At 61.4% G+C, this 10,863-nt stretch carries 9 protein-coding genes; all 9 read right to left on the reverse strand.

Features of this window, described 5'->3' with window-relative positions:
- Positions 1 to 72: 72 nt before the first annotated feature.
- The gene (locus BMI85_RS09845; RefSeq protein WP_078601046.1) at positions 73 to 1,119 is read right to left on the reverse strand and encodes an ABC transporter substrate-binding protein; all 1,047 of its coding nucleotides are present in this window, start codon (positions 1,117 to 1,119) and stop codon (positions 73 to 75) included.
- A gap of 32 nt (positions 1,120 to 1,151) precedes the next feature.
- Positions 1,152 to 2,540 (reverse strand): sigma 54-interacting transcriptional regulator, encoded by a 1,389-nt coding sequence (locus tag BMI85_RS09850; RefSeq protein WP_168174765.1) that lies wholly within the window; start codon positions 2,538 to 2,540, stop codon positions 1,152 to 1,154.
- Positions 2,541 to 2,554: 14 nt separating this feature from the next.
- Positions 2,555 to 3,748, reverse strand: coding sequence for a PAS domain-containing protein (locus BMI85_RS09855; protein ID WP_078601050.1), 1,194 nt, complete (start codon positions 3,746 to 3,748; stop codon positions 2,555 to 2,557).
- A 30-nt stretch (positions 3,749 to 3,778) separates the two neighbouring features.
- Positions 3,779 to 5,257, reverse strand: coding sequence for a glutamine synthetase family protein (locus tag BMI85_RS09860; RefSeq protein WP_078601052.1), 1,479 nt, complete (start codon positions 5,255 to 5,257; stop codon positions 3,779 to 3,781).
- 29 nt (positions 5,258 to 5,286) lie between these two features.
- The gene (locus BMI85_RS09865; RefSeq protein WP_078601054.1) at positions 5,287 to 6,615 is read right to left on the reverse strand and encodes a hypothetical protein; all 1,329 of its coding nucleotides are present in this window, start codon (positions 6,613 to 6,615) and stop codon (positions 5,287 to 5,289) included.
- Complete coding sequence (locus BMI85_RS09870) at positions 6,612 to 7,829, reverse strand: FAD-dependent oxidoreductase (RefSeq protein ID WP_078601056.1); 1,218 nt, start codon at positions 7,827 to 7,829, stop codon at positions 6,612 to 6,614. The genes BMI85_RS09865 and BMI85_RS09870 overlap by 4 nt, the downstream gene beginning before the upstream one ends.
- A 6-nt stretch (positions 7,830 to 7,835) precedes the next feature.
- The gene (locus tag BMI85_RS09875; protein ID WP_038073655.1) at positions 7,836 to 8,021 is read right to left on the reverse strand and encodes a ferredoxin; all 186 of its coding nucleotides are present in this window, start codon (positions 8,019 to 8,021) and stop codon (positions 7,836 to 7,838) included.
- Between the two features lie 43 nt (positions 8,022 to 8,064).
- Positions 8,065 to 9,267: a cytochrome P450 gene (locus BMI85_RS09880; RefSeq protein WP_078601058.1), complete on the reverse strand. Its 1,203-nt coding sequence runs from the start codon at positions 9,265 to 9,267 to the stop codon at positions 8,065 to 8,067.
- A 655-nt stretch (positions 9,268 to 9,922) separates the two neighbouring features.
- Positions 9,923 to 10,351: a VOC family protein gene (locus BMI85_RS09885; RefSeq protein WP_246832528.1), complete on the reverse strand. Its 429-nt coding sequence runs from the start codon at positions 10,349 to 10,351 to the stop codon at positions 9,923 to 9,925.
- Positions 10,352 to 10,863: the final 512 nt, after the last annotated feature.

Consider the following 10,863-nt stretch of genomic DNA (forward strand, 5'->3'; position numbering starts at 1 on the left):
AGCCCTCCCCGACCGCCTCATCCCTTGATCCCTGAGGTGACCCCGATACCGGGGTCACCGTTCTTGCATCGCTTACTGCGCCTTCACGGAATTCCAGGCGTTGGTGTAAGCTTCGAACCGATCACCGAGCGATTGCCAGATTAGTAGGCTATCGAGGTAGTCAGGGTCGTCCTGATGCAGAGCAGCATATTGCTCGGGGCTCATGCAGGATTTAGCGGCTGCCGCGTTAGCCACCGAATAGCCGTTGACATTGGCGACCCCACATTGCCCCTGTTCGGAGAGCTGCATGTTGAGGAACTTGTAGGCGCATTCCTTGTTGGGGCTGCCCTTGACGACCATCCAGCTGTCCATCCACCCCTCGGCACCCTCCGTCGGGATGAACTCGGTCACTTTGATACCCTCGTCGGCGAGAAGGCTGGACTGATAGCCAGCCCAAGTGTTCGAGATCACGACCTCGCCGGCCTTGTAGAGGTCCACGAGTTCGCCAGCGGTAGCCCAATATTTGCGGATCAGAGGCTTTTGTTCGACAAGCGACTGCTTCGCCTTCTCGATTTGTTCATCCGAGAGCGAGTAGATGTTCATGTCGCCATTCTTGCGGGCGGCGACGTAGATTGCACTCTTGTCATCCCAGAGCGAAATCTTACCCTTGAGATCTTCGCGCCAGAGATCTGCGATCGAAGTGGGCGGCGTATCGAACGCATCGTCGCGATACATAAAGGCGATCGCGCCCCAGACATAGGGCATCCCATAATATTCACCGTCCTTCTGGATACCGTCGAGGGCCAGGAACTTCGGATAGATGTCGTTCCATCCCTCGATTTTCGAGGTATCGAGCGGCTCGACGAAATCGAGGTCGATCATCAGCTTGGTCGTGTCGATCGACGGGGTGATCAGATCGTAGACACCACCGCCGGCCATCAGCTTCGGTGCGAAATCGTCGTTCGATCCGACATAGGTGGCATTCACCTGGCAACCGGAGGTCTCCTCGAATTTCGTGAGGAAGGACGGGTCGGCGTAGCCTTCCCAGGTCAGCACGTTGATCGTGCCCTCCGCCAGCACCGGCGATGCGGTCAGGGCGAGCAGGCTGAGCGTGCCGAGCATCGTCTTCTTGATAGTCATGTTTTTACTCCACTGTTGGTTTTTTCGGCCGTTTACGGCTCTTTTCGGGTCTTTCGAGAAATGGTGCCGATATCGACACCGAGGGCGGCAGCAGCCTTGCGTTTGCTGCCATGGACACGGATCGCGTCTTCGATGATCCGTAATTCGTATTCGCTCACCGCGTCGCGCAGGCTCGCACCTTCGGCGAGCGGGGTCGGCGCGCTGTCGGGAGAGCTGCCGTACGAGTGCTGCGCTTGGGTCGGATCGAGCGCCATGAGCCGGCGCGGCAACTCTTCCTCGTCGTCGCCGAGCACCGAGATCTGCTGCATCAGATTCCAGAGCTCGCGGATATTGCCCGGGTAGTGATAGGCGCGCAGCCGCGCGCGCAGATCGTCGGAGAGATGTAGCGGGGCCGAACGGCGCTGATTGATCGCGGTGAGAAATCGGTCGATTAGGTGGTCGAGCAGTTCGGGCACATCACGCAGTGGCTTCATCGGCATGTTCACGACCGCGAGCCGGTAATAGAGGTCCGTACGGAAGCGGCGATCTTCTGACATTTCCAGAAGGTCGCGATTGGTCGCCGAGATGACCCGCACGTTCACCCGCCGCGGACGCGTGCCCCCGATCCGTAGGATCGTGCCTTCTTCGAGGAAGGAGAGCAGCTTGGCCTGAAGCGGCAAGGGAATTTCGCCGATCTCGTCGAGGAACAGCGTGCCACCTTCAGCCGCCTCAATCAGGCCTTTCTTACCCTCGGTCGACGCCCCGGTGAACGCGCCTTTCTCATAGCCGAAGAGCTCGGATTCGAAGAGGCTCTCGGGGATCGCAGCGCAGTTCACCGCGATGAACGGATCCACGCCATTGGCGACGAAGTTATGCAGATGGCGCGCAATCTCGGTTTTCCCGACGCCGGACTCCCCGGTGATGATGACTCGCGCGCCTTGTAAAAGCGCGCGCTCCCCACGCGAGATCATCCGGTCGAGCCAAGGGGAAATCACCCTCTGGCGGGCGAAATCGGGTCGCATCCGGCGCTCGGTCGCGCTCGTGAACGTCGGTGCGGATCGTGCGCCGGTCGCCTGCCTTCGAGCATGATCGAACACAGCCAGATCGCGCAGCGTGACAACATGCCCCTCATTGGCGCCGGTCGCGGAAATCCTGCGCAAGGTCACGAAAACCGCGCCGGTCGCTTCTCCCCGCAGAATGAGATTGCCCGTGCGGCCCGCTTCGAGCATCTCGCCCAGCAGGGTCCAATTGAGAGAGGACATGCTGTTGAACTGCGCAAAGTCGAATCCTTCCATCTCCTTCGCATTGAGCCCGCACAGGGATGCGGCTTCGCGGTTCGCGAAAGAAATTGAATGGTCAGGATTGAGCACGATGATTCCGTCGGCCAGCGCATGAAGAGCCTGATCGAGCGGGCGGGGCGACGTCGCGGATGTCTGTTTCATCTCTCCCGCCTCCATCACTGTCCCCGAGCCCTGAGCGACGTCAAACTTGCGAGGTCGCCACCCTGCGAGACCGGCCCCAGCCGCGCGCGCAGACTCAGCACAAGGCAGTCCGTCTCGCGAAGCGCGACGCAGCGCGCCGCAAGTTCGGCACGGATCGGACGGTCGGGGTTGCGCAGAAGAACCGGGTAGAGACCGCTCGGATGGCCGGGGAGATGATCTCCAGCGACTGCGAAAATCTCAGTGAGCGGGACAGGAAGTTCGATCAGATCATCGATACTTCGCGCGGGAAGAAGGTCGGGGTTGAGGTCGAGTAGTTCTTCGGCGCTGGTATTGATGCGCAGAATTCGGGCATCGCGATCGACGACCAGAACAGATTCCGGCAGGGCGTCGAGGATTGCTTCGAGCGTGTCGATCTCCTCGCGCAGTACCGCGGCGCGGCGGGCGTGTTTCGAGACATCACGCACGGTGCCCCACATGCGATACAGGAAGTTACCCCGAATGTGCCCGCGCACGTCATTCTCAACCTCGATGAATACGCCGTCATAACGCAGATCGCGCGAGGGTGAGGCATTCACATCAAAGCTCGCGCGGATCAAGCGCCTTACGAAGTCCTCGTTTTCGGGCGAGCGCGGGAAGGTCTCGTGCACAGGGAGTGCATTGAAATTCTTACCCTCAGGGGTGCGATAGAGCCGCGCCATCGCATCGTTGCAGAAGCGCCAATGCGGACCATTCTCAAAAACCTGGCGGATGATCTCTTGCTCCGGGGCCGAGAGGTCCACGGGCTCGTCCCATTCCATGCACCAGCCCGCATCGTCGGAGGCCGCGAGGATCGACTCGAGAATCTCCTTTTCCTCGGCGAGGGTCGCGACCTCTCCGAGCGCGCCGCCCGCGGGCCATTTCACCGTGCGCAAGCAAAGCCCCTGCTCGGGGTCCGTGAACCGAGTTACGATCGCGGTGACGCCGATCCGCGCGCCGTCGCTGGCGCGCATCTCGAGCGTGACGACATGCGGCCCGACGGTGGTCTCTGTAAAAACCCCCTCAAGCCGCTTGCGAGAGGCCAGCGGATAGATCGCTGACCATGCCTCACCCGCGGCCGCGCCCGGCACGAGGCCGAGCACGGCTTCCTGGGCAGCGCAGGCAGACACGATCCGTCCGTCCCGGCTGAGAACGTCGATCATCTCGGTCTCTGGTCTGGTTGGATCTGTCATGCTCTGGGCTCCTTTGCGGGGGTCAACGGATTACGGTACACAATGCAGGTATTGCTCCACATCCCAATTGGTGACCTCACGCAGGAAGCGTGTCCACTCGTCCTGTTTGTATTCGTCGAAGACTTCGTAGAGCCGCCCCGGAAGTGCCGAACGAATGACCTCGTCGTTCTTGAGCGCGTCCAGCGCATCCCGAAGATTGAGCGGGATGAGATTGACCTCTCCTCCCGACTGCCAGACCTCGGTCACGTTACGCGATTCCGGCGCGCCCGGGTCGATCTTGTTGCGGATGCCATCGTCCATCGCCTTCAGCAGCGCACCGCAGAACAGATGTGGGTTGACCATGCTGTCCACTGCGCGGAACTCGAACCGGTCGGGCGAAGATATGCGCACCGTACAAGAGCGGTTCTGCAGGCCCCAATTTGCCCCGATCGGCGCCCAGAGACCGTAGTCGTTGAAGCGGCGATAGGAGTTCACGGTCGACGCACCGATACAGGTCAGCGCGTTGATATGCTTGAGCGACCCGCCCAGAACGTGATGCCCCAGCTCCGTCGGCAGCCAGCCGCCTTCGGTGTTCTCGAACTCGTTCACGCCGCCCTTGGAATACATCCAGTTCTCTTCCATGCCCGGCAGTTCGCCCGGCACGATCGCCTGCACCTCGCGCTCGCCGCCGGTCCAGATCGAACAGTTGTGGTGGCAGCCGTTGGCCGCGTAACCCATAAAGGGTTTCGCCATAAAACACGCGATCAGCCCGCGCTGGCGTGCGACCTCGGCGCAGATCTGGCGATAGGTCGTCATCCGGTCGCATGTCGGCAGCGCATCGTCGAACTGGTAGTTCAGCTCGATCTGGCCGGGCGCGTCCTCGCAATCGCCCTGGATCATGTCGAGACCCATCGCGCGGGCATAATCGGAGACCTGCATCCAGATATCGCGGGCGCTCTCGAACTGGCCGATGTGATAGGCGAGCGGTTCGGTCACCCCGGAATAGGGGCGCACCTCGCCAGCCTCGGGCTTGAGCCAGAGCATCTCGGGCTCAAGACCCACACGCAGATGCAACCCGTTATGGGTCTCGCGGAACTCACGGTCGAAGCGCTTGAGGTTCCCGCGGGTGTCGTATTCGTAATACTGGCCGGGAAAGTTCGGATCTTCGAGGCTGTAGAACAGCGTGCAGAACACACGAGCGACGCGCTTGTCCCAGGGGAGCTGGACGAACGTATCGGGATCGGGCAGCGCGATACATTCCATCGCGTTCGCGTCGAAGCCGATCAGGTTGCCTTTGAAATCCGGCAGCACGTTGGTGACGCCGCCCATCCAGGTCTGAACACCCTTGCGCGCCTGGGTTTCCCAGTGACGCGCCGGGGCGGCCTTGCCCATCACCCGCCCGGTGATCGAGATGTATTGGTAGTAGATGTAATCGACCCCGAGCGCGTCGATCTTCTTGCGAACACGTTCGACCAGTTCGGCCCGACCGGGCGCATCGACTTCGCGGTGATAATCGGTATCGGTTGTCATTCCTGGCTCCCTATTGGTTTTTTTGCGTCTCAGCCTTCAAGGTAGCGGGCGCGTTCTTCGGCGCTGACCGCCTTGGCGAGGCTGGCGTATTCGGCGCGGCAAGCGGCCGCGAAGTTCTCGGTGAAAGCGGCTCCGAAGATCCGCGCGGCGTCGTCACTGGCAGCAAGCCGATCCGCGGCCTCGGCGAGATCGCGCGGGAAGCGGCTTGCACCTTCGGGGACGAAATCGGGATGCGCTGCGGCGCTCGGTTCGGGCGCGGGCAAATCGCGCTCGATCCCGTCGAGCCCCGCGCCCAGCATCAGCGCCATCGTCAGATACGGATTGCAATCGGCGGGTGGCACCCGGAATTCGAGACGGGCGCGCGCGCCCGTATGCGGCACGGAGCGCACCGCGACGGTGAAGGGATATTCCGCCCAGGTGAGCGATTTAGGAGCCCAGCTACCCGGTGCGAGGCGGCGATAGGCATTCACGCTCGAGGTACACATGGCGAAGGCATCGGGCACGACCGCCATCATCCCGGCGATGAACTTCTTCGCCAGATCGTTGGTCTTGCCATCGGGCGAAGCGAAGAGGTTCTTGCCAGTTTCGGCGTTGCGCAGGCTCATCAAACAATGGCCGCCGATACCGGGATACTCCGCGCCCATATACGGCATGAAGCTCACCGTCTTACCGTGCTTGCGGGCATAGGAGCGCGCAGCCAGGCGCAGGAAGCTCGCGTCGTCGGCGGCACGCAGCCCTTCGGTCGCGGCGGTCGTGGCCTCGAGGCAGCCCGGACCCAGTTCGACGCTCAAAGCATAGAGCGAGACGTCATGGCCGAGAATCTCTGCCTCCATGTCTGCAATGAACTCGGCATGGGTATTCGCGGTGGCGCCCGACCAGCACTTGTTGTCGGGGGCAAATTTCGCGAGCCCCGCGAAGCCTTTCTCGCGCGCGGTGGTCGCGTCTTCCTCAAGGACGATCAGCTCGAATTCGAACGCGGCGTCGACTTTGAAGCCCATTGCTTCGGCGCGCTCAAGCTGGCGGCGCAGCACCTGGCGCGGCATCAATTCCTTCGCCTCGCCCGACAGTTCGGCGATCACCGTGACCGCATCGGGCTCGGAGGGGTTTGCACGCATCGAGGCGACGTCGATCTCGACCGTCTCGGTGAAATAAGAGCTGCCGCCGAAGAGGTTGTCCCCGCTGTCCCAATAGGCCAGAACATTCGCGAAGCGCGCGTCCCCCGCCCAGTCGAGAAACTGGGCCTTGCGCAGGCGCCGCTCGCGCAGGACCGACGCGTAATCGAATTGACCGACATGCACGATCTCGGCGTCGAGCTTGGCGAGGGCGGCTTCGAGGAGGTCGTTCATCTGGGGGCTCATGCGGTTTCTTTCGGAGTGAGTGCGGCCATCAGGCGGGCGCGGTGTTTGGCAATCAGTGCGGGCGGAGCGCCAAGGCCGATCACGCCGGTGAGCGTGCCGTCGCGGGCGTATTCGACGATCACGGGAGCCTCGCCGATCTGACTCAGGTCGCCTTCAACAACGGTTTGCGTCTCGGCCAGCGCCGGGGCGCCAAAGGCCTGAACGCGCATGCCGTATTGATCCGACCAGAAGCTCGGCAGCGGCGCGAAACCGGGCTCGGGCGTCTCGCCCGCCTCAATCGCGACGATGGTCTGGGCGGCGCGTTTGGCGGTTTGTCCGGGGATGCACCAATGCTCGATCCGGCGCGGTACATCGTCGAAAAGCAGGTTAGCAAAGCGAGCGATGTCACCGACCGCGAATAAGTTTGATGCGCCGACCGCCCGCATCGTGTCATCGACCAGAACGCCGTCGCTGAGTTCCGCACCGCTCCCGGCAAGCCATTCGGTATTGGGCAGAGAGCCGAGCGCTTCGACGATCACGTCAGCCTCGATTTCCTTGCCGTTGTCGAGGAACACTCGGCCCGGCTTAAACGCCTCAACCGAACGCCCGGTGAGCAGCGTCACCCCATGGCGTCGGTGCAACGTGGCCATCGCGGACGCAACACGCGGACCGAGCGCGCGCATCATCGGTTGCGGCCCCGGTTCGACGATCGTGACGTGAAGGCCAAGCTTGCGCGCGGTCGCGGCGATCTCGCAGCCGATGAACCCGGCCCCGATCACCGCCAGACGGACGCCCGGTTGCAGCATCGGGGCGAGCGCGCGGGCATCGTCGAAGCCCCGCAAAACGTGACGGATGTCTTCGTTTCCAGGAAGCGGCAGTCGGCGCGGCCGGATGCCGGTCGCCGCGATCACCCAGTCCGAGCGGATCAGAGAGCCATCGGCAAGACGCACGCCGGCACTCTCGATCCCGGTCGCCCCCACACCAAGACGTATCGACGCGTCCTCCGGCATCAGCTTGGAGCGTAGCAGGAGCTTGCTGAAAGCCTCGGTTTCATCTGTATCGCCCCCCGCAAAGCTTTCCATTACTTCCTTCGACAGAGGCGGCCGGTTGTAGGGCGCATGCGGCTCGTCGCCGATCAGCGTGAGCTGCGCCTGCGGAAGCGCCGCCTTCAGCGCTTCGGTCGTGCGCAGCCCCGCGAGCGAGGCGCCAACGACGGTGATCCGGGGCCCTGCCATGTCCGATCAGCCGAGGATGATGGCCTGCTCGGGGCAGGCATCGGAAGCAGCTTCGGCATCGGCAACCTGCGAGTCGTCGATCACTTCGACCCAATGGAGATCGCCATTGTCGTCGAAGGAGAAGATCTCCGGCGCGGCGATCACACATTGCCCGTGCAGCAGGCAGATATCCATGTTGACGTGAACTTTCATCTTACTGGTCCCTCTTGGAATTTTTCGGCAGGATTTGCGTTGATCAGGCCGGGTCAAAGGCGATCGGCATCCGGATCGCTCCGGTATTCCCGCTATCTGGAAGCCACTCGACCTCGCCATTGAAGCGCGGGTTCTTCAGGCGTTGCGCGAGCAACTTGAGAGCTTCGGTCATGTCGCCGCGGGCGATGAAGTGGCCGAGGCAGTGATGCGCGCCACCGCCGAAGCCGAAATGCGGCTTGCGCTCGGCCGTGATGTCGAAGCTCGCATCGTCGAACACGCGCGGATCGGAGGTCGCCGATTGCGAGAAAAGGTGCAGCGTCGTGCCCTTCTCGATCGGCGTGTCGTTATAGGTGAAGTCCTCGACTGCCTCGCGGGTGACCCAGGTCACGGTGGGACGCACGCGCATAACCTCTTCCACCGCGGCACGGCCCAGCTCCGGCTGTTCGGCCAGAAGCACCCATTGCTCGGAATGCTCGATGAAGGTTGCCATCGCGAGACCGAGCTGGTTGCGCGTGGTATCGATGCCGCCGAAGATCGCCAAGACGATCATGTCGAGCAACTCCTGATCAGAGAGCTGGCTCTTGTCCTCGTTGGCCTTAATCAGCATGCCGATGAAATCGTCTTTCGGCGCGGCGCGGCGTGCCTCGACCAGCTCCTCGACATAGTCAAAGAGCCGCCTCGTCGCCGCCTCGATCGTCGGCAGGTCCTTCTTGAAGGTCACGCCAAGTGCGAGCCCCATATCGGCGGCGATGTCGGCCAGCTCGCGCCAGCGCTCGAAGGGCAACCCCAGAAGCTCGCAGATCACGCCGGTCGCGTAGGGCTCGGTGAATTCGGCGATGAAGTCGCATTCGCCCTTCGGCGCGAACTCGTCGATCAGCATCGTCGCGAGCTCAGTGAATTTCGGCGCCAGCGTCGTGATGAGTTTTGGCGAGAAAGCCGGGTTCGCCATGCGGCGCAGGCGTGAATGGTTGTCGCCCTCTTGGCTGAGAAGCATGCTTTCCCACCAGCGCGCGAATTCCCCGGTGACATCGTTCAACGCTGGCCAGCGATAGGAGCCCTGACGCAGCTTGGGATGCCGCAGAAGCTTTTGCACGTCGTCATAACGCAATACTGCGAGACCGTAATTCGTGCGCGCGCACCAGCACAGCTCGCGGGCACGCATCACTTCGGAGGAGCGGATGGAGAACCCAGGGTCCGAAATATCGAGATAGGGCAAATTGTCGGCGACGATGCTGTCTTGCGTCATTTGGAGAAACTCCCGGTCAAACTCGCGTCTCACCGAGACAACATGCAAGTTTGGTTCCAGAAGCCTCCAAACACCGCAGAAAACATTGGAATTTAAAAGTATTTTTTTATTATAACGTCAAACTCGCCGCAGTTTTTCATGTGGGAGTTGATTCATTCTCTCGCGTTGATGCAAAATCTCATCAGCGTTGACATCCTGCATCATGCGTTTCTATTCGCTTCCTCCGGAGCCAAAAGCCTCGGAAAACAGTTGGCTTGGAGACGCGTGGAAGCTGCCTCTGAGTCGCTTTGATGGAATGTGAAGCACTTCGAGAAGCAAGCGCTTGAGAGATGGCCACCGCAGGATCGTCTTGCCCTTCCAAGTATGAGGGCATGGACGATGATTTCTCCAACGCTCTCCATAAAGCTTCGAGGGTCATGGACGAAAACGAAGAGTTGCTCAGAAGGCTGAAGTGACCATTGCGTGCCACAAATGGCGGTTCTGAGCCGAAGGTGGCCCGCCCAGCCCTGCGTGGCCCGATAAGAACTCCGAGCTGCTGAAGCAGCGTGGCAGTATTTTCGTGCCTGTCCAATTTCTTCGCCTTCCGGAGATACCCTACCCTTCCGAGAGAGGACGTTTGACAGCTACCACTGCGTGCTGGGAGGGCTGCACATCATTACCCTTGCTCGTCGGTAAAGAAGGGATCGTCGGCGTTCTTCAGGCTGCACACGTTGCCGTCGGGGTCGAGGAACGCGCCGGTCGTGCCCCAGTCGTGCATTTTGACTTCGACCGGCACGCCCTGAGCCTCCAGCAGGCGCGCCGCAGCCTTCACGTCTGAGACGTTGAAGCGCAACGCAACCGGGTTCTGAGAAATGTCTTTCCGGGTGCCTTCGGCGCGTCCGCCGGTCTCGATCATCAAATATCCGCCGCCGAAGCGAAGGCAGGTCAGCCCTGGCTTTTCATACCAAAGCGGCAGACCGAGCTTGGTTTGATAGAACTCCACGCAGGCCTCGTAGCGTTCGGTGAAGAGGATGAGGCCATGACATTCGATCATGTCTGTAAACATGTTCGCGGGGCCGGTTTCGCTGTCGATTTCAATGGGCATTTCTGATCTCCTGTCAGTGCAATTCGTTATATCGCCTCGCGCCTGGCGGTGCGGGTGGCAGGCCAATGTCGCGCCGGATATGCGAACAAAGGGTAGTCGAAGGGATCGATTTGGATCTCTGCCGTGACCGCAGCAACGCCCACAACAGCGCGCAAACGACAGACGTCGCTCCGTGGCGGTGGAGCAAGCAATGAGGTTCACCGCGCAGCTGCAAATCTCGCGGGGGCGCCTCTGGCATTATGATGCACTCCTCACGGTCAAACGGTCGCGCCGGCTGCCGACTTCTCCTGGCATGCGAAAAGCCTGCATCTTTTGAGCCGAAGGATAAGCGTGACTCTGTCGCATGGTTTCTCTCCGTTGACTGTCGGACGAGCGACGTTCTAAAAGTTCAAGCTAACTTGAGGTCAATACTGAAATTCGAGAAACGACCGGACCATGGAAACGACGCTGACCATCAACCAGATTTCACGCCGCAGCGGCATCGCCTCCTCGGCGCTGCGCTACTACGAGGA

The organism is Thioclava sp. DLFJ4-1 (assembly GCF_002020145.1).
GTDB lineage: Bacteria > Pseudomonadota > Alphaproteobacteria > Rhodobacterales > Rhodobacteraceae > Thioclava > Thioclava sediminum.